Here is a 21,180-nt window from a genome sequence, read left to right as displayed (position 1 = left end):
GTGGCAGCGTCATAGCCGAACCCGTAGTTATCTGCATCGGCCAGATGTACAGAATCATCAAGTGGGATTACCGTTCCAAGGTCACACGACCGCAGAGCTCTACTGGCACAATCAGGGCCAGTACCTGTATCACGTCGGTCTTTGGAGCAGCATCCACTAGCGTTGTCTGGGGATAGTGGAAGCCTTTGGCGTCGGCGTGCGGCTGACCGTATCGACGCGCAGACCCTCCAGGCCAAGTGGCTGGCGATCAATATCGGCCGAGCGCAGTACAAAAGCCACTCCGCAGGCATGGTGATAGGCCAGATTATTATTCAAGGGATTAGGGGCGCATGACGAGAAAACTGGGGTACGGTGAGGCGAAGTATCGGCGTCGGGATCGGTTAAAGCGTGCGGCGCTCAGGCTGCAATTACAAAGCGATGCAAAATTTTGGAGAGTTTTCGTGGGTTCGCCTCATTCTGATGATTTTTTGAAGCGGCTTAAAGCTGTGATGAAGAAATACGGTCGGCACACATTATGTATTTGATACCGGAAGAGCTAAAATCTTCGCGGCAGTACGCCGCTCCTACAGAGAAAACTTTACATCTGTGGGAGCGACAGATTGCTCTGCGTGAACCTATGCGCAGCAATAAGCGACACGCTGATTTTGTCGCTGCCATACCTCGCTTTCTAGTAATAGATTGCCATATTGTCAATCATGACACTGCCTGGCGTCCCAGAAGACGGGGTAACTATTAATTGAGTTATACGAAGGCCTGCGACCTCTGGTATGTCAAGCCATCCTATAAACTCTGTGCCCACCGGGTCGGTGACGGAAATCTCGCTGCCGTCATTGTATTTGGCTTTCATTCTGCTCCATTTCCTCAGCAGGCCAAATGTTACTTTTCGTGCAGGCGGAGTAAACTCGATCAGTGCATGACCACCTTGGTTCTGCACCGTAAGACATTTGCGGGTTATATAGGGCGGATAGCTGTGAGTTTGAGTGCCACTAATCCCAGTTCCAGAAAATCTAAATCGGGGATACACATTTGCAGGATTACTTGGCGGCGTTTCAAAGTCTTCATAATACGGCTCGCCCCCGCCCCCGCCACCGCTTCCTTCCTTCCCAAGCACCACCGGCACCGCCTTGGACGCACTGAATAGCGCGCCATCAACTCGGGCAACCTTATAGTCAAATGTCACGGCCTCACCGTTATTATTCAGCACTTCCGCTTTGCTGATAGTAAAGTCCATCGGCGTAGTAGCATCTTGGACTTCCCGCTCAGCCGTCACCTGATGAGACGCCTCCTGCCCGGTAAACTCGACATAAACCCGCTGCCCTGGTGCTCTGCCGCCAAACGCGGGTACCTGGACTATGACGCCCGTCCCTGGGACAGTTTCAGGATCCAGACGCCCATCCACCACGCCCGCCACGGTAGGCGCAATCAAGTTCAGTTCTAGTGTTTTCATCACAACCTCACCCAAAGGAAACAGTTTTGCCGAACTTTCCGTGCCTGCGCCGGCCAGGTCGACTTTTAGTTGAATCGTCACGATTGAGGCATTCTCCAACCGCAGCAGCACAGTACGGGGTACAGGACGTCGAATACCCGCCACTACTTCTGCCGTTTGTACCGTGTAAGGTTCTGGCAATCGCTCGCTGTAATCACTGCCGTCGTCACGCACTCCCTGTATCCGCAGCCAAAACATCTGCCCAGCCTGAATAAACGGCCAAGGCTCAACCATCACGGTCGCATTGCCTGTCACGGTATTGAGGTCCAGTTGCCCACCCACGGCCTCGACCACTTGCGGCCCTCTCAACAGTGCGGGCCGCAAATCCTCCAGCACGAACGCAATGACTTCAGAGCTACCAACGACTTGCCCCCCCCGAAAGACCACATAGGCCACTTCCACCGTTTTCCCCAGGCTGGCAGCGAGAAAAGCTGGCGCTATGGCGATGCTTGCGTTCCCGGCGTTGGTAGTACTGTGGGGGATAGGCAGTACTTCTCCGCTGGGCAAACGCCACACCACGGCCACCACATCCCCACTCTGGATACGGGCATCGTTGACGACCACCGTGGCGGTATTGCTTTCATAGCCGGTACCCGGACGAATGGGCTGCCAGGGATTGGCTTCGGTCTGGCTGGCATCGACGATTCTGGGCAGTGGCCAGGGTTGCACGGACGGCTCGTTCACATGCAACACCAGCCGTTGCGAAGACCCCACCGGCTGGCTGTTGCGGCGGGCTTCGTACCAGACTTCCACGTAGCCGTTGATATTGCCGCTGATGTACGGTTCCTTGCCGATCGGCACTTCCAGATTGCCGGAGGCAGGAAACGGCCGATTGGTAACAGAAGTGCTGGCACCGGAGCCTTCCCAACGAATGGTCAACATGTCACCCGCAAGCAGCGTGGAATTGGGTTCCACCACGACCTTGACCGTGGCACCTACCACACCGGGATCAACCTCACCGCCTGGAAAGACCGGCTCGGTAGTCGGCTTGGGCAGGTTGCTCGGCACGCCCACCACGGTCAGTTCCAGCGCTGGCGAAACATAGGCCGTACCTTCCACGTCGATCTCGTAATACACCTTCAGGGTCGTGTTGGTGCCCAGCCCCGTTGCGAAGACCTTGTCGATCAAGAAGTCCAGGTCCTGCGGCGTATCGCTGGTCAGCCTTTTGGTCAGCTGCGTGAAGAGCCCGCTGCCACTGGCAGTCAAGCCTTGCCAGTGCAGAATCACGGTCTGCCCACTGGCCATGAAGCTGTAGGCCGGCACGATGACCTGCTGATGCGAGCCGCTGACCAGCGCCGGATTGTAGGTATCGCCTGTGACATCGGTGAGTGTGGGTTTCTCCAGGGTCACTGGCTGGCCGATCACCTGCACACTGGTGCGTTGCGAAGGGGTGCTCACGCCGTTGATGGTCGCCTCGTAAAACACCGTGCCCGCGCTGCCCACCAAAGCAGCGGCCTTGTCGTTGGGCACGTACAGCGTGATACGTGTAGCCGCCCGTTCGATCTTGAACGACGCCGTGTAGGTCAGTCGCGGCCCGATCACCGGGAGGCCGGTCCAGGTCAGTACGCCTTCGGTGCCCACGGGCAGGTTGCCGTTGACCGGGATCTGAATGGCCACGTCGGCGCCGTCCAGCTCGTCCATGTCCAATTCATCGTAGTCATTGGCATCGCGCACGGTCGGTGCGTACAGGGCGCCGGGGGGGATCACGTCGGTGCGGGCTTCGAGGCTGTAGAGCGACCAGTTCTTCACCGTGTCGTGGATGTCGTAGCGCACGATCAGCCCGATGCCCGGTGTGCTGTCGATGATGTCGGCCGGTACGCTGATGGTCAGCGGTGTGCTCGAGTTGTTGGCTTCGTCCGCGGTAAGGGTCTTGGTAATTTCCCGGTTCGACCAGTGCAGAACGATCTCGTCATGCTCGGCGATGTTCACGTAGCGCGGGATGGTCACTGTCAGTGCCTGGCCAGCGGGCACCATGTCGGGAATGCCGGTGGGCGGGGTCAGGCGTTCGTTGACATGGGGGGTGGACGGCTCCGGGTCGGGGTTTCCCGGTACGCTCTGTTTGACCAGAAAAGGGCCGACGCTTTCGGACACGCTGAACGAGGTGGAAGGCGGAACTATATGGTGATAGTGCAGCGTGACCTCGCCGTCCTGAGGAAACTGGGAGGGACTCACGAGAAAGGTGACGATGCCGCTTTGCATGTCCTCGGGGCTGATGGTGTTGACCTGAACGGGAGTGTCATTCAGGTACAGGGCGAGGTTGTCGTTTTCCAGCATGCTGGGTTGCAGGACCACTTGCACGGCCACGGGTACGGTGGGGTCGTGCAGGTCGTTCTTGTTCAGGCCGTTGTGCACCAGCAGCGCCGGAACCTGCGGGGCAGGCAGGGTGGGGATGCCGGGATGATGGGGCGCGACAGCGAACGCGCCGAAGGTGGATGACTGGCTGTGGGCGATTTGCAGCTGCAGCAGCTGCAGGGTGTTGTTGAGCGTAGTCATGGCAGGGCTCTTGTGAGGTTCAGGTCGAGAGCGACTGGTATGACGTTAGATGAGGAATCGATAATTAACCGGTCTAAATTTTAGGCGTTTAATTAGGTGGATTGTGGAGTAGTATTTAAACTAAGCCTGAGGTTGAAAGTATTCTTTCACGCGTTCGCATCAAGTCTCTTTTTATTCACGGCTGGGCAGGGTAATTGATTGGGCGATGACCAATCTAAACATGGAGGCGGACCGAAGCTTCAGCGTAGGATATTTAAAAAAACAGCGGCGAGAGAACCCTAAACATAATAACCAGAGGGTGCACAGGAAGAGGGGCAAGGGTGGACGGCGCAATGTAAAACATCGGGCGAGCGTTAACACTACGCTTGCCCGATGCTAGAATTTTTTACGTACATGAACAACCGATCCGGCCATCGTGTGAAATGGTTTTTCTCGCGATGACTGGCTGCCGGTTGCTGTCATCAAGGCCGCTTGAGCATATGGTGCGAAGCTGTGCCTATTCCCTGGCCTGCTTCAGTCCCTTCGGCTCCCGTGCTCAAGTTTCTGGTGTAGTACCGGCGGACTCCGTCCGAACTGGTGCCAGTCCAGTAAACACCACCCGGGATACCCAATGCTGCAACGCCGCCATGGGATGCGCACTGCGCCCATATCTCGGCCATCAGGTCGCGAGTGAGGATGTTGCCTGCGTTGGAGGGCGGGTACCATTGCCCCGTACCTGCATAGCGAAACAGAAACACGCCGGACACTACTACGGAAAAGCTCAAGCGTTGGCCGGCAGAATCGCTGACCGTGATGGTGGTATTACCCACGCCTCTGGACTGCACCAGTCCAGAACTGTCCACAGCGGCAACATTGCTGTTTGCAGATGTGTATTGATAGGGCGGAGTGCCACCCGAGGCACTGCGTCGAGCGGACGTTCCTGCCGGCATTGGGTTGGGTAACCCTCCTGCAACATTGATGTACAGTTTTCCGCTGAGTGACAGTTGCGTCGTATCTACGACCAACGGGAGGTTGATCCTTGTGAATGTTCTGGCGGCAGAAGACTGGCCGCTGCCATAACGGGCTCTCGCTGTAATGGAATGCGCGCCCATAACCAGCCCGCCTATTCCCAGACTCCAGTTCCCGCTGGCGTTGACCGTAGCCATGCCCTTGGAGCTGGAATGATCGAAGATCTCAGCCTGCTGATTAGCCAGGGCGGTCCCACTGACAGTTATCTGGGCGTCATAGGTAGTGCCACCTGGCGCCACTGTCCCCCGAGAGTCGGTTACGTTGCTGATGGTTGGCGCCGCATCTGCCAGACGTGTGAATGTTCGAGCTAGGGATTGCTGACCACTGCCATACAGGGCCTTGGCAGTGAGTGAATGTGCGCCCGTGGACAGTGCAGTAACAAGCAGGCTCCAGTTCCCGCTGGCGTTGACGGATACCCGGCCCTTGGACGAACCATTATCAAGCAACTCAATGTCTTGATTGGGCGTGGCTGTTCCTGACACCGTCACCTGAGCGTCATAGGTGTCGCCGCCATTGGCGATTCCGCCCTTCGAATCCTGCACGTTGGTAATAACCGGACGGCTGTCTGCCACGGACCTTACGATGTACGTCTTGGAGATAAATGCCAATGCCAGGCTCTCGTTCTGCTCTTTCCTTATGCCGACCTTCAGCTGTACGGTGAGGTTACTACCATCTTTGAGCCCCTTGGCTTCGGATTGGTCCATCCGTGCCGTGCGGTAGCCCAGGCTCACCCAAGCTGAATCCACAGCGTTAGGTGGAGACAACACAACTTTTGAATAGGACGTGCCGTCCATTCTGGTTCCGGTAAGCGTCAACCAGACCGGTTGTCCTACTTCGATCAGCGGCCAGCGACCAACTCTGAGGTTGGCATCGCCTGTCAACTGACTCACGTCCAACTCTGGCCCTACCCCACTGTTGGTGGCTTCCAGAATGAGCAGTTCACTCAGCGCATTTGCAGGTACTGTACCTATCTGCAGGCTCGTCAGCCCTGAACTCCCGACCGGATCCAAAGCCGGCCCTCTGAATAACACGCATCCCGCCTGCACCAACTGCCCCATGCTGCGCCCCAGTACGGTAGGCGGCACCGGAACCCTTCCTTCACCATCAGTAGCTAGAACCCAGGGAACAGTCAGGTCCGAGCCATCTGGTAGCCGCCAAATGACGGCCACTGTATCCCCCGGTCTAATTCGTGCGTCGCTGATCACCACGGTAGCGGTATTGGTGTCGAACTGGGTGCCCGGTTTGACGGGCTGCCAGGTGCTGACCTGTCCTCCCGTGGCGTCGATTAACGTAGGCAGTGGCCAAGGTAACGCCGCTGCTTCGCCAACATGCAGTTGCAGCACCTGCGAACTGCCCACAGGCTGCCCGTTGCGTCGAGCTTCGTAGCTGACATCTACATAACCATTGGTGTTGCCGTCGATGTAGGGCGTCTTGCCGATGCGGATTTCGAGGTTGCCCGAATTTGGGAAGACTTGGTTGCTCAGTGTAATGCTGGCACCGGATCGACCCAGCCATTTCACACTCAACAGGTCCCCCGGCGCGAGGCTGGCGTTGGGCTCCACCACGACCTTGATGGCGTCGGTCACGGTATCGGGGTCGATTTCACCGTTCGCAAACACCGGTTCGGTGGTGGGCTTGGGCAGGTTGTTTGAGACGCCCATCACGGTCAGCTCCAATGGCGGCGAGACGTAAGTCGTGCCATCGGCCATGATGTCGTAATACACCTTGAGCAAGGTATTGATACCCAAGCTGGTGGCATACGTTTTATCCACCAGAAAAGCGGTGTCCTGCGGAGTGTCGCTGGTCAGATCCTTCCTGTTCTGCACATAAAGCGGTTGGCCACTGGCGGTGCGGCCTTCCCAATGCAGGATGATGGCTTGGCCACTGGCCATGAAGCCATAACTGGGAACGATCACCTCCTGGTGGCTGCCAGTGATCAAGTTCGGGTTATAGCTATCTCCCGTGACACCGGTGAGCGTGGGTTTTTCCAGGGTCATTGGGTCACCAATCACCGCCACGCTGGTACGTCGCGATGGCGTACTCACACCGTTGATGATTGCCTCGTAATACACCATGGCGGTACTGCTGACCAAGGCTGCAGCCTTGGCGTTGGGCACGTACAGCGTGATGCGTGTAGCCGCCCGTTCGATCTTGAACGACGCCGTATAGGTAAGCCGCGGCCCGGTCACCGGGATGCCGGTCCAGGTCAATACGCCATTGGTGCCCACAGGGAGGTTGCCGTTGACTGGAATCAGGATGGCCACGTCGGCACCGTCCAGCTCGTCCATATCCAGTTCGTCGTCGTCGTTGGCATCGCGCACTGAGGGCGCATGCAGAACCCCCGGAGGATCGACGTCGGCATAGGCTGGCTCGCTGTACAACGACCAGTTCATTACTGTGTCGTAAATTTCATAGCGTACGATCAAGCCAACGCCCGGAGTGCTGTCAATCACGCTGGCCGGTACGGTGACAGCCAGCTGTATATTGGGATTCGAAGCTTCGTCGGCGGAGATGGTCTTGACAACTTCCTTATCGGCCCAATGCAGAATCATCTTGTCGTGTTCGCGAATGTTCACGTGACGCGGGAGGGTCACCGTCAGTGCCCGACCAGGCGGCACGGGGTCCGGAATACCGGTGATGGCCGTCAGTCGTTCGTTGACGTCGGGAGTGGACGGGTCCGGATCGGGATCGCCCGGTACGGTCTGCTTGACCAGAAAGGGGCCGACGCTTTCGGACACGGCAAACGTGCTGGAAAGCGGAACGCTGTGGTGATAATGCAGCGTGATCCAGCCCTCCCGAGGAAAGACGGATGGCACCAGATAGAAGGTGAGCACGCCACTGTCCAAGTGCTCCTGGCGCAGGGTCTCGGCGGCCACGGCGGTGGTGTCCAGATACAGGATCAGCTCATCGTGTTCCAGCATGCTGGGTTGCAGCACTACTTGCACCGCTACTGGAACGGTGGGGTCGTCCAGGTCGTTCTTGTTGAGGCCGCCATGCACGATGAGGGCCGGAATATGGGGAGCAGGCAGCGTCGGCGCGCCAGGGTGGTAGGGCGCAGCGCCGAACGGTGTGGGGGTGGCGGGCTGAGTTTGGCTGATCTGCAGTTGCAGCAGGCGCAAGGTGTCGTTGAGAGTAGTCATGACAGGGCTCTTGTGAGGTTCAGGTCGAGAGCGACTGGTATGACGGTAGAAGATGAATGGAGAATAAACCGGTCGAAAATTCAGGCGTTTATTAGAGCAACCAAAGGTGTAGTATTGACGACAGTGAAACAGTGAATACTATTTTTCGAGTGCAAGCCTTATATCAATTCCTATACACGTCGGGCGTCAATTGTATTTTGTGCCTGGCATCAGGCTTGGGGTAAGTAGCAATGACCACTCACCCCTGCCCGGGTCAACTCTACACTTTGTTCAGGTCATCTTCAGAAGTTGTAACGGGCGCCAAGGCTAATACCCCAAGGCTGTTCTAGGTTCTGGCCTTTGACATAGTCGAAGTCCGCATGCAATTGCAGTCGTTCCGACACCTGAACCGCAGTCCCCACGCCCAATTCTGCACGGGTGCCCGACAAATCATTGGTGAAACGATTGCTATTGACCCTCACCTCATTGTTGTTGGCGAACTCTTGTGCGATGGCGATTTTGCCGTAGTAGTCAAACTGGCCATGCTGGGCCATTTGCCGTGTTTGGCCCACGTATGTGCCGATCTTGCCCAGCAGCGAATCGGCCTTGTTGCTGCGCGCCTGCATGCCGTTGTCCAATTCGTACTGCTCACCCTGTACCTGCAGCATCGAAAGCTGGGCGAAAGGGGTGACGAACACACCATTGTCCAGATCGACGCGCTTGCCTGCCTCCAAGGAAACGCCCAGACCCTGATTGTTGTAATCGCCACGGGAGCGCTGGCCGTCGCTCATGCGTACATCAGACTTGTTCTGGAAACGGTTGAGCTTCAGCAAGGCATCGATGTAGTAACCGTTGTCGGCAAGCCAAGTGCCGTACAGGCCAACGTAGTAGCTGTCGACACTGCCCGTGGTACCGCCCGCAAGATCCAGGTCGGAGCGGCTGTAGCCGCCCATCACGCCTACCAGCATCTTGCCGTCGCTGACTGGCAGCGCACCATCGGCGCCCACGCTCAAACCTTGCTGGCGCTGCTGGTAGCCCACTCCGCCGCCGGCGGAGAGGTTATAGCGGTTGCCGTAAGTGCGGCTCCACACCCCGCTTTCGCCAGTGCCCATGCGCAGTTCACCCATGCGTGAGCGCAGCGTCGAGGATTCGCCGTACCACACGGTGGGTGCTGCGCTGAACAAACCGAGCACCGATCGAGTACCAGGCGTAACGACCTCGCCAGGACGTTGCACCAGAAACCAGTCATTGCCCTGTCGTTGCAAATCGTAGACGAAGGTGCCCAGGTCCACCTGGCCACCCAAGACGGCGAATTGCGCGTCACCACTGCCTGTCTTGACCACTTCGAGTGGGCTTTGGCCCTTGCCGACGTCGGTACCCGTATTCTGAATCGCCAGTTGGTGATTGCCACTGGCGTTGCCGCTGACCACGACCTTGTCACCGATACCGGCGGCCAGGTCCGTGCCCAGGCCGAAAGTGCCGCTGCCATTCAAGGTGTCGAGGTCGAGCTGATGAAAGTTGCCATTGGCGCCGCCCAGGTCCACCCGACCGTTGCTCAGGGTCAGGTCTTGCACATTGGCGTTTGCGGCGAGCGTCCACGAGGCGTTTTCAATGGACAGTGTCTGCACACCCGCCATGGTGCCGTTCAAACTTGCTCCGTTGATCAGGCTCACGGCCGTGCGCGCCGTGTCGGCGACTACGATGTCGCCAGTCAAATGGCTATTGCTCACGGCGAAATCAACGTTGGCATTCTTGGCCACTTCGAGGATGACACCATTGCCACCTGTGAGGGTCCCGCCGTTGCTGACGATAATGCTGGCCTGGCTGGGGCGGTTGTCGAAGAAGGATTCCACCTTGATGGCGCTAGCGCCTTTACCCTCGATGTGGGCGTTGTCCACCACCAGGCTGTTGCGCCAGGACGCGGGGTCCTCATGGCGATTGGAACTGATGGCCGCGCCATACCTGTCACCGACGACATGGCTCTTCTGGACGACCTCCGCCTTGCCATTGACCAAGGCGATACCCACGCCGCCATCCATGTTGCCGTTACCGCCGTTGTCGGCGCCGTATACCTGGGTGTTAGCCAGCGAAACGGAGCCTTTCATCGGGACATTGACCCCACGACCAATGCTGGAGATACGGCTGTCATAAACCTGCGCGACGCTGCCGTCGGTGACGTTCAAGGCCGTGCGAGTACCGCCGTCCAAAGTGCTGTTGCGGATGGTTGCCGTTGAGTTGCTCAGATAGATTTCCTGATCCTGACCCATCGACGAGCCTTCCATGAAGAGGTTCGCATCGAAGCTACGAACCTCCTGCACCTGGCCTCCCGGGAGCACGTTGAGCGTGGCGCCGTTCTCGATCAGCCATGAGTGATGGCCACTGGCGGGGCCGACGTCGGCGGATGCATCGGGGCCGCTGAGGTATTGCGGTGTGGCAAGCGTATGGCAGGGTAACAACAGAACACTCAAAAGAGCGGGCGGGATGGCTTTTCGGGAAAAACACGGGTTCATGCAAGGGATCTCGGACATTGTGATCATGCTGGGCGCAATGCCTTGGCATTCGGGATCGACTATCCTAGGTTCTCTGCTGAATATTTTACGTAGGACGAGTCCCGCTTACTTGTAAGAATCGTCCTAGTATCCTCCGTATTCGAAGGTACCTCACCACGCGTATCGTACGCCCAGACTTCCCCCCCAGGGCTGCTCGATATTTTTACCGTTGCTGTAATCGAAGTCGGCATGCAGTTGGAATGCCTCTGTAAGTTGGGCGGAAATTCCGGCGCCCAATTCACCACGGCTGCCCGACAAATCATTGTTGAATGAATAGGTGTCGTTGATTTTTACCCGGTTCGACTTGGCGAACTCATGGGCGGCTGCAATTTTTATATAGGGCTGTACGCTCCCGCCACCGGGCAATGCGAACTGCCGTCCGACATGACTGCCCACTTTCCCCAGCAGCGAGTCGGCATGATTGCCGCGCGCTTGCATCCCGTTGTCGAGGTCGTACTTTTCACCCTGGACCCGCAGGGCAGATAATTGTGCATAGGGCTCTACAAACCAGCCATCGGCCAGCTTGATATGCTTGCCGACTTCGACCGAGCCGCCCACCCCGTAGGTATCGTAGTCGCCGCCTGTGCGCCGGCCATCGCTCATCAGAACGTCTGATCCGTTCTGGAAGCGGTTGGCCTTGATCAACGCATCCACGTAATAACCCGATTCACTGAGCCAGGTGGTATAGATGCCCAAAGAGTAGCTGTCTACATGGCCGTTGGTGCCAGCGGCCATGTCCAGGTCGGAGCGGCTGTAGCCTCCCATTACCCCCAGCATCCATTGGCCATTGGCCGCCGGTAGCGGAGTGTCCACACCAAAACTCAGCCCCCGCTGACGTTGCCGGTAGGCAACCCCGCCTGCGGCGGATAGATCAGACCTGCCGCCAAAGGCGCGCAGCCACGGCCCACTAATGCTGCGTCCTGTGCGCAGATCCCCCATGCGACTGAGCAAGGTGGTGGTTTCTCCATACCACACCGTAGGCGCCGCATTGAATAGACCCAGCACTGCCCTGGCGCTGGGGCTGACAATCGGACCACCAGGTTCACCTGGCTCACCTGGCTCACCTGGCACTTCGGGTTCGCCAGGCCCGACCGGCAGCTCCGGTTCCCCTGGCCCACCAGGCTGCTCGGGCTCACCTGGCACTTCAGGTTCGCCTGGACCACTTGGCTCCTCGGGTTCACCGGGTAACTCTGGCTCGCCGGGCCCGCCTGGCTCCTCGGGTTTACCTGGCTCCCCAACGGTGCTTCGCACCAGCGCCCAGTCATTTCCCTGATGGGCCAGCTCGTACACAAAGGTGCCCGCATCCACCTGCCCGCCTGCCACCGCAAAGGTCGCCGCCCCACCGCCCGTTTCAACTACAGTCAGCCCGGTATTGCTTGCCTGTGGCTCGGCCCCACTGTTGGCGATCTGTAAACTGTGACTGCCCTCAGCCTGGCCGGTCACGACCAACAAATCACCTTGGCCACTGGCGATATCGGTGTTGAGCCCGAAAGTACCTGCGCCAGTCAGGCTGTCCACGGTCAAGGTACCGAAGGCGCCGCCAGTACCTGCAAGATTCACTCGACTGGCGTTGATGGACAGTCCGCCGACCCGGGAGCTCCCCGTCATGTTCCATACAGAGCCGCCATCGAGTGTCACCTGGTTGGCTCCGATGACTTGGCCGGTCAGAGTGGAGGCATTGCTCAGGTCCAATTGGGTGGTTGTCCCCGTAGCGCTGACATTGCCTTGCATGGTGCTGCCATCGAGCGACAAGGTGGTATTGGTAGGATTACTGGCATTCAGCGAGCCTTGCAACGCCGCGCCATTACGAAAGGCAAGCACCGCTTCGGATTGCTCTTGCAGGTTGATATCGCCGCTGAGCGTGCTGTTGTCGACCTCCAGTTGCAGCGCTGCCAAGGCCGCAATCGCACTGTTGCCCGTCAGGCGGCTGCCGTTGTTCAAGGTTACGTTCGCCACCGCCCCACTGGCAGCATTGATACCGCCCTGCACTGTGCTTGCGTCGACTTCCATCGTCGCGGTGGTGCCAGCGGTCAGGTCCATGGCAATGCCGTTGCCCCCTGACAATGTCGATCCATTGCGCACCAGCAACTGCGCCACCGGCAGCTCGGCACCACGCAAGGGCACCAGCGCAATCGCGCTGCCAAACTGGGATTGCACGCTGGAATTGTCGATGATCAAGGTCGATACATGGCCATCGTCACCTGGAGTAAAGCGGTCACCACTGAACACAGCGCCATTGCTCGAACCCACCACCTGCGAACCCTCGGCCAAGGTTGCTGTACCTCCCAGCATGACAATACCGGCGCCATCGACAAGTGGCACGGTGCCCCCAAGGCCCACCACCGTGACTTGAGTATTGCGCGCAATCACCTCGCCGCCTGCCAGCAGATTCAGGCCTCGCTGAACCGCCGTAACCTGGCTGTCGAGCAATGAAAGCAGTGAGCCACGTCGGACCGTGACACCGCTATTGGCCGTATTGAGCAGCAAGCTGTCTACCACCGTGGCCAGCGCCCCTTGGTCCAATTCCAGCACCCGCCCTGTGTTCGCTATCGACGAGGCCCCGTTCAAGTTGACCGTAGAGGCCTCGGCGAAGATCTCCTGGCTTTGTGCTCCAGGGTTCAACGTCAAGGTAGCCGCCTGACTGAGGTTCCAGAAGGTCGGCACATCCCCCGGATTGACAGTGGCAGTGGCGGGCCCCACCAACGTGGCAGCCTGGGCGCTGATCACCGTCTGACTCAACAGTGCGGCGGTGACGGCATACAGAGCAGTGAGCTGAACGGAATTCGACAGATTCATGGCGCGGCCCTAGAACTGGCAAGAGGAATGAAGTCGTATTGAATTCAATAAAGTTCATCACCCTTAAAAAGTCCATGTAATAAACCATTCATTTCAAAGCGCGGTGAACGTATCTTTTCAAAACAAGCTTATTGAAGCTGCCATCAAGGCGGTAACACGTATGTCAATAGACTTTCATATTGGCCAGCCCTGAATTAATCTGCACAGCGAATTGCCGCCGATCAGAAATAATTTTTTGAGCGTTTGTAATTTCTAATTGCAGTGCTAGCGTTGTTCAAGCAGCGCCCCTACTGACTAAAAACACTGCTGAACCGCGGAGAGTTCGAAGCGCGTGCCCTTGTGTGGATAATGGAAATATATTTACGCAGATGCTGTTTGTTATTCCCCCGTTCAGTATCAGGAGAATGCACATGACTGTTCAAAAAGGCTTGCCCCCCTCCGGTCGTCGCGTATCTTACGGCCTGACACCGCGTATTCAGCCTTATCTTGCGGCAGAATTTGTCGATAAAATCACCCCGCCAGGTACGGGCTATCCGAACAATATTCTAAAAACTACCGCGCTGCCCGCGACGGTCAAGGTCAGCGTGCCTTGGAACGATGATTTCTATGCGGACGATATCATCACACTCGAATGGGATGGACGTCCAATCCCCTCATCCAGTTACACCATCACCCCACAGGACGAGCTAGACAAAGTAGCGCTGATTCTGGACTTGCCATTGACTGCCGCGGATAACTTTGACCATACGCCGCATCGTTTGCGTTACATCATCGACTGGTCTGACGCCGGCGCCGACAGCTTCGGAGAGAATCAGGACTCATGGGTCGACACCACTGCACCGGGTTCTCCTGTGCTGGGCCGTTTGACTTTTCCTGGCGTGCCGCCGGGTGACCCGCTGGTTATCACGCTGGATTTGCTCGACGCCAACGACAACCTGATTGGCCTGGTCCCCAGCTACAGTGGGGAATGGCAAGGTGATCTGATTGAAGTCTACATCGAGACCGCCGGGACCAAAACCTGGCTGACCCCTGGCACGCGTCTTCCGCCCGGCGCTATTGGCGGTCTGCCGCCATCCGTTGTTTTTCCCTTGGCTGATCTGGAAGCGGCGGGGGATCAGACCGTGCATCTGCTCGGCTACCGAGTCACTGACCTGGCCGGCAACGTTTCCGCGCTGTCGCTAGAGGTTGCTGCACGTTTCGTACTGAACGATATACCTATCAACGTGCCAGCGCCGATAGTCCCTCTGTTTGACGATGGCGGCATCGTCGATGAAGCCGATGCGCGTGTGCTCACAGCCGAGATCCCTCCGATTACCCCAGTGCATGTGAATGATGAAATCGTGCTTCGGTGGGGTACTCAGGTGGTTGCCAGAGATTTCATCACCAACATCGCGGCGGACCCCTTGCTCAGGTTGCCGATTCCCTATAACGCCGTCCTCAATGGCGGGGGGGCAGGCAACCCAACGCGCTATACCACCGTTGTCGACTACGATGTGTTACGTGACGGCGTCTACCTGACCACTTCACTGAAACTGATAAACGTGTTCGTGGACGTGACGTTGCCTGGCGGCCCGGATCCCGACCCTACCAGCCCTGAGCACGGTGAATTGTTGGAGGCCAGCGTGCTGAGCACCGCCTCCGGCGCCGTAGTCAACGTCATCTCGGCGGGTCAATACACCCAGCCGGCCAACGTCACAGTGCCTTGGCCTACCGCAGAGGATTTCGCAGTCAACGACCTCATTACGGTATTCTGGAAAGGTGTTGCGATCACCACGCCACCCCGCCCTGTTAGCCAAGCTGAGTTCACCAGCAAAACGCTGCAACCTTTTCCACTGACCCCAGCGCAAATCGCCACGGGTGGCGCGGGACTGGTTCCACTGTCCTACACCGTGACCCGCCGGATCGGGTCAAGCAACGGCTATCCCCCTGTCGAAAATACCAGCCGCTCTATAGAGCAGATCGTGCAGGTGACTTCCCCCAGCGAGCTTCCGGGGGGCGGCAGCAGCTTACCGATTGGTGCATTCCAGGGGCTTAACCCATCTGGGTACATCGACCGCTGCAACTCGGTGAGTGGCATGGTGTATCGTGTGCCGCTCAATTATACAAATGCAGCCAAGGGCGATCTGATCACGATCAATTTTCGCGGTCTGGAGGGGACCACTGGCAATACCGAGCTTCCTGGAACCTTGTTCACGGCGACGGACGATGTGGGGCAAACGGAATTGGACAATGGCTTCCTCGAGTTCCGAATTCCGGCCAGCGTCCTGGCGCCCGATCTGTATCCATTGCGTCGCAATAGAGCGGAGGTGAGTCATACCGCCAAGAATGTCCACGGAGAGGGCAGCACCAATCCCCCCAGTTACACCCCGGTAACCATGGTTGGGCAGGTGTGCCCAACGCCTTGACAGTAACGCTTACGGCGCGCTCATCTTGAGCGGTGGGTGCGTATTTAACTTGATGTAATTCACAGCCAGACTACCTCCCGTAGGGAGGTAGTCTGGCTTTTTTGCTTGGTAATCCCTGTAGATATTTTGATATCAGCGAGTCTGGCGTTGACATGACGCTTGTCTGAACGTCTGCGCTGCAGCTTGATCGCTATCACCTATGAGATGATCGGATTGTTATTTTCCTGGGAACACATCAGTGCTAGCCGCAAAATGTTTTTCCCTACAAGCCTTGATACGCCCCCGCAAGTTCGCTCCAATCAACCATTGAATAAAGTTCGGGGCGCCGCCCGCCACCCGCTCTAGCATTAGACAATGAATAAAACAGCACTTGATTCGAACTCATGAACATTTACTTTCAACGCTGCTCGATGCTTTTATAATACCCCAACACCTCAATAAATAAACGCCTAAAATTTAGACCGGTTAATTATCGATTCCTCATCTAGCGTCATACCAGTCGCTCTCGACCTGAACCTCACAAGAGCCCTGCCATGACCACGCTCAACAACACCCTGCAGCTGTTGCAGCTGCAAATCGCCCACAGCCAGTCATCCACCTTCGGCGCGTTCGCTGCCGCTCCCCATCATCCCGGCATCCCCACCTTGCCTGCCCCGCAGGTTCCGGCGCTGCTGGTGCACAACGGCCTGAACAAGAACGACCTGCACGACCCCACCGTACCCGTGGCCGTGCAAGTGGTCCTGCAATCCAGCATGCTGGAAAACGACAACCTCGCCCTGTACCTGAATGACACTCCCGTTCAGGTCAACACCATCAGCCCCGAGGACATGCAAAGCGGCATCGTCACCTTTCTCGTGAGTCCCTCCCAGTTTCCTCAGGACGGCGAGGTCACGCTGCACTATCACCATATAGTTCCGCCTTCCACCTCGTTCAGCGTGTCCGAAAGCGTCGGCCCTTTTCTGGTCAAACAGAGCGTACCGGGAAACCCCGACCCGGAGCCGTCCACCCCCCATGTCAACGAACGCCTGACCCCGCCCACCGGCATTCCCGACATGGTGCCCGCTGGCCAGGCACTGACAGTGACCATCCCGCGCTACGTGAACATCGCCGAGCATGACGAGATCGTTCTGCACTGGTCGAACCGGGAAATTACCAAGACCCTTACCGCGGACGAAGCCAACAACTCGAGCACACCGCTGACCATCAGCGTACCGGCCGACATCATCGACAGCACACCGGGCATCGGGCTGATCGTGCGCTACGACATCCACGACACGGTGAAGAACTGGTCGCTCTACAGCCTCGAAGCCCGCACCGACGTGATCCCCCCCGGCGCCCTGTACGCACCGACCGTGCGCGATGCCAATGACTACGATGAATTGGACATGGACGAGCTGGACGGCGCCGACGTGGCCATTCAGATCCCGGTCAACGGCAACCTGCCCGTGGGCACCGAAGGCGTACTGACCTGGACCGGCCTCCCGGTGATCGGGCCGCGACTGACCTACACGGCGTCGTTCAAGATCGAACGGGCGGCTACACGTATCACGCTGTACGTGCCCAACGACAAGGCCGCTGCTTTGGTGGGCAGCGCGGGCACGGTGTTTTACGAGGCGACCATCAACGGCGTGAGCACCCCTTCGCAACGCACCAGTGTGCAGGTGATCGGCCAGCCAGTGACCCTGGAGAAACCCACACTCACCGATGTCACAGGCGATACCTACAATCCGGCGCTGGTCAGCGGCTCGCATCAGCAGGTCATCGTGCCGGCCTACAGCTTCATGGCCAGTGGGCAGACCGTGATTCTGCACTGGCAAGGCTTGACTGCCAGTGGCAGCGGGCTCTTCACGCAGCTGACCAAAAGGCTGACCAGCGATACGCCGCAGGACCTGGACTTCTTGATCGACAAGGTCTTCGCAACGGGGCTGGGCACCAACACGACCCTGAAGGTGTATTACGAGATCGACGTGGAAGGTACGGCCTATGTTTCGCCAGCGCTGGAACTGACCGTGGTGGGCGTGCCGAGCAACCTGCCCAAGCCGACTACCGAGCCGGTCTTTCCAGGCGGTGAGGTTGATCCCGGTGTGGTAGGTGCCACGGTCAAGGTCGTGGTGGAACCCAATTCCACGCTGCTTGCGGGTGACATGTTGACCATTCGTTGGGAAGGCTCCGGTGCCAGCACTTCTGTTACCAATCGGCCGTTTCCTGCCTCCGGCAATCTGGAAGTGCCGATCGGCAAGGAACCGTACATCAGCGGCAATATCAACGGCTACGTGGAAGTCTGGTACGAAGCCCGCCGCAACAGCCAGCCGGTGGGGTCTTCGCAACGGCTGGTGTTGCATGTGAACGAGCCGTCCGTGCAACCCTGGCCACTGCCCAGAATCGTCGATGCCAGCCAGACCGAAGCCAATCCCTGGCAGCCCATTCGTCCGGGTACCGGCTATGAAAGCAATACCGCCACGGTGGTCGTCAACGATGCCCGTATCCAGAGTGGGGATGTGGTGGCCGTGGTGTGGCGTTTGCCCAGCGGAGAAGTACTGCCTATCCCCCACAGTACTACCAACGCCGGGAACGCAAGCATCGCCATAGCGCCAGCTTTTCTCGCTGCCAGCCTGGGGAAAACGGTGGAAGTGGCCTATGTGGTCTTTCGGGGGGGCAAGTCGTTGGTAGCTCTGAAGTCATTGCGTTCGTGCTGGAGGATTTGCGGCCCGCACTGTTGAGAGGGCCGCAAGTGGTCGAGGCCGTGGGTGGGCAACTGGACCTCAATACCGTGACAGGCAATGCGACCGTGATGGTTGAGCCTTGGCCGTTTATTCAGGCTGGGCAGATGTTTTGGCTGCGGATACAGGGAGTGCGTGACGACGGCAGTGATTACAGCGAGCGATTGCCAGAACCTTACACGGTACAAACGGCAGAAGTAGTGGCGGGTATTCGACGTCCTGTACCCCGTACTGTGCTGCTGCGGTTGGAGAATGCCTCAATCGTGACGATTCAACTAAAAGTCGACCTGGCCGGCGCAGGCACGGAAAGTTCGGCAAAACTGTTTCCTTTGGGTGAGGTTGTGATGAAAACACTAGAACTGAACTTGATTGCGCCTACCGTGGCGGGCGTGGTGGATGGGCGTCTGGATCCTGAAACTGTCCCAGGGACGGGCGTCATAGTCCAGGTACCCGCGTTTGGCGGCAGAGCACCAGGGCAGCGGGTTTATGTCGAGTTTACCGGGCAGGAGGCGTCTCATCAGGTGACGGCTGAGCGGGAAGTCCAAGATGCTACTACGCCGATGGACTTTACTATCAGCAAAGCGGAAGTGCTGAATAATAACGGTGAGGCCGTGACATTTGACTATAAGGTTGCCCGAGTTGATGGCGCGCTATTCAGTGCGTCCAAGGCGGTGCCGGTGGTGCTTGGGAAGGAAGGAAGCGGTGGCGGGGGCGGGGGCGAGCCGTATTATGAAGACTTTGAAACGCCGCCAAGTAATCCTGCAAATGTGTATCCCCGATTTAGATTTTCTGGAACTGGGATTAGTGGCACTCAAACTCACAGCTATCCGCCCTATATAACCCGCAAATGTCTTACGGTGCAGAACCAAGGTGGTCATGCACTGATCGAGTTTACTCCGCCTGCACGAAAAGTAACATTTGGCCTGCTGAGGAAATGGAGCAGAATGAAAGCCAAATACAATGACGGCAGCGAGATTTCCGTCACCGACCCGGTGGGCACAGAGTTTATAGGATGGCTTGACATACCAGAGGTCGCAGGCCTTCGTATAACTCAATTAATAGTTACCCCGTCTTCTGGGACGCCAGGCAGTGTCATGATTGACAATATGGCAATCTATTACTAGAAAGCGAGGTATGGCAGCGACAAAATCAGCGTGTCGCTTATTGCTGCGCATAGGTTCACGCAGAGCAATCTGTCGCTCCCACAGATGTAAAGTTTTCTCTGTAGGAGCGGCGTACTGCCGCGAAGATTTTAGCTCTTCCGGTATCAAATACATAATGTGTGCCGACCGTATTTCTTCATCACAGCTTTAAGCCGCTTCAAAAAATCATCAGAATGAGGCGAACCCACGAAAACTCTCCAAAATTTTGCATCGCTTTGTAATTGCAGCCTGAGCGCCGCACGCTTTAACCGATCCCGACGCCGATACTTCGCCTCACCGTACCCCAGTTTTCTCGTCATGCGCCCCTAATCCCTTGAATAATAATCTGGCCTATCACCATGCCTGCGGAGTGGCTTTTGTACTGCGCTCGGCCGATATTGATCGCCAGCCACTTGGCCTGGAGGGTCTGCGCGTCGATACGGTCAGCCGCACGCCGACGCCAAAGGCTTCCACTATCCCCAGACAACGCTAGTGGATGCTGCTCCAAAGACCGACGTGATACAGGTACTGGCCCTGATTGTGCCAGTAGAGCTCTGCGGTCGTGTGACCTTGGAACGGTAATCCCACTTGATGATTCTGTACATCTGGCCGATGCAGATAACTACGGGTTCGGCTATGACGCTGCCACTGGTTCTTGCGCAGGTGTAGTTGTCTTTGCGCCAAGCATTGGGTAGCCTTGACCGGTCGCTGCCAAATCAGCGACCGGGTTTAGTAGCCTGAACAAACTTCCAGGCGCCAAAGCGCCATAGCTTCTCGATAGGCGCTTTTTTTGTGTCTGTCGGGGCGTGTTATGGCGGCTGTGCGCAGGGCACCTCGTGTGCGCTGGGTTCCTGGAATCCCGGTCTACTAACCTGCGTCACAGCCGCCACCTTTCGTTTAGTAGCGACATCTGGCGGCTCCACCATTCCAGGAGCTCCACCATGGTCAAGCCGACCCCCGATCTGCCCATCGTTCTTCTCCCGCCTGATTATTCTCGGTTTCATTGGCTCGGCGTCTTTGAACGTGTCGACAGTGAAGCCCTGGCTGCTCGGTGCAACGCACAGAATCCAGCACCGCCGAAGCCTTGCGACTTGCAACGGGGCTGAAAGTCATTGCGCACGAGCGGAAGGGCTGCTCGTGCTTGCCATCGATGTTGAAAAGGAAATTGACCATGGTGGAGATCACTCGAACCTGCAGTGTGCCCGTAGGGGACTGTTTGTCGGATAAGCCTGCGCTGTTCAGCGTGAATGCCGGTGTTGCGCTGGAGGATGCACTGGCGCACCTTGGGGTGTTGCTGGAGTGCGCTCAGTTGACGGCGAACGAGTTGTGGGATGCGCCGGATCGGAGTTTGCTGGGCGTGACGTTGCATTGCATCGAGCATGCGCAGGCGGTGGTGGCTTCGTTGCGGGTGCCGCAGGATTGATCCTGGGGGGGCTTGTCTGGGATGTGTGTGGGCAGGGCG

General features: G+C 57.7%; 8 protein-coding genes. 4 read left to right on the top strand and 4 right to left on the bottom strand.

Annotated elements, in window-relative coordinates:
• Nucleotides 1-667: 667 nt before the first annotated feature.
• The 4 genes from BLV18_RS19020 to BLV18_RS19005 form a co-directional block, all read right to left on the bottom strand.
• Complete coding sequence (locus BLV18_RS19020; protein WP_090360882.1) at nt 668-3,979, bottom strand: hypothetical protein; 3,312 nt, start codon at nt 3,977-3,979, stop codon at nt 668-670.
• 461 nt (nt 3,980-4,440) lie between these two features.
• Complete coding sequence (locus BLV18_RS19015) at nt 4,441-8,127, bottom strand: immunoglobulin-like domain-containing protein (protein WP_090360879.1); 3,687 nt, start codon at nt 8,125-8,127, stop codon at nt 4,441-4,443.
• 281 nt (nt 8,128-8,408) lie between these two features.
• On the bottom strand, nt 8,409-10,562 hold the full coding sequence (locus BLV18_RS19010) for an autotransporter outer membrane beta-barrel domain-containing protein (protein ID WP_167375960.1): 2,154 nt from the start codon (nt 10,560-10,562) through the stop codon (nt 8,409-8,411).
• 204 nt (nt 10,563-10,766) lie between these two features.
• Complete coding sequence (locus tag BLV18_RS19005; protein WP_167375959.1) at nt 10,767-13,142, bottom strand: autotransporter outer membrane beta-barrel domain-containing protein; 2,376 nt, start codon at nt 13,140-13,142, stop codon at nt 10,767-10,769.
• A gap of 719 nt (nt 13,143-13,861) precedes the next feature.
• Between BLV18_RS19005 and BLV18_RS19000 the strand changes: the two genes are divergently transcribed.
• The 4 genes from BLV18_RS19000 to BLV18_RS18985 all read left to right on the top strand — a co-directional run bounded on the left by BLV18_RS19000 (nt 13,862) and on the right by BLV18_RS18985 (nt 21,141).
• Nucleotides 13,862-15,856 (top strand): hypothetical protein, encoded by a 1,995-nt coding sequence (locus tag BLV18_RS19000; RefSeq protein ID WP_090360870.1) that lies wholly within the window; start codon nt 13,862-13,864, stop codon nt 15,854-15,856.
• Between the two features lie 533 nt (nt 15,857-16,389).
• The gene (locus BLV18_RS18995; protein WP_090360868.1) at nt 16,390-18,576 is read left to right on the top strand and encodes a hypothetical protein; all 2,187 of its coding nucleotides are present in this window, start codon (nt 16,390-16,392) and stop codon (nt 18,574-18,576) included.
• Nucleotides 18,546-19,700, top strand: coding sequence for a hypothetical protein (locus BLV18_RS18990; protein WP_139211033.1), 1,155 nt, complete (start codon nt 18,546-18,548; stop codon nt 19,698-19,700). Before BLV18_RS18995 ends, BLV18_RS18990 begins: the two co-directional genes overlap by 31 nt.
• 1,234 nt (nt 19,701-20,934) lie before the next feature.
• Entirely contained in the window at nt 20,935-21,141 is a 207-nt protein-coding gene (locus tag BLV18_RS18985; RefSeq protein ID WP_244156895.1) for a DUF3077 domain-containing protein, read from the top strand.
• The last annotated feature ends 39 nt before the right edge of the window (nt 21,142-21,180 follow it).

Source organism: Pseudomonas coleopterorum, from assembly GCF_900105555.1.
Classification (GTDB): domain Bacteria; phylum Pseudomonadota; class Gammaproteobacteria; order Pseudomonadales; family Pseudomonadaceae; genus Aquipseudomonas; species Aquipseudomonas coleopterorum.
This window is presented reverse-complemented; position numbering and strand designations above follow the sequence as displayed.

Coding starts and splice junctions, on each gene's coding strand:
- BLV18_RS19015 (WP_090360879.1), bottom strand. CDS start 8,127: ATGACTACTCTCAACGACACCTTGCGCCTGCTGCAACTGCAGATCAGC.
- BLV18_RS19020 (WP_090360882.1), bottom strand. CDS start 3,979: ATGACTACGCTCAACAACACCCTGCAGCTGCTGCAGCTGCAAATCGCC.
- BLV18_RS19000 (WP_090360870.1), top strand. CDS start 13,862: ATGACTGTTCAAAAAGGCTTGCCCCCCTCCGGTCGTCGCGTATCTTAC.
- BLV18_RS18995 (WP_090360868.1), top strand. CDS start 16,390: ATGACCACGCTCAACAACACCCTGCAGCTGTTGCAGCTGCAAATCGCC.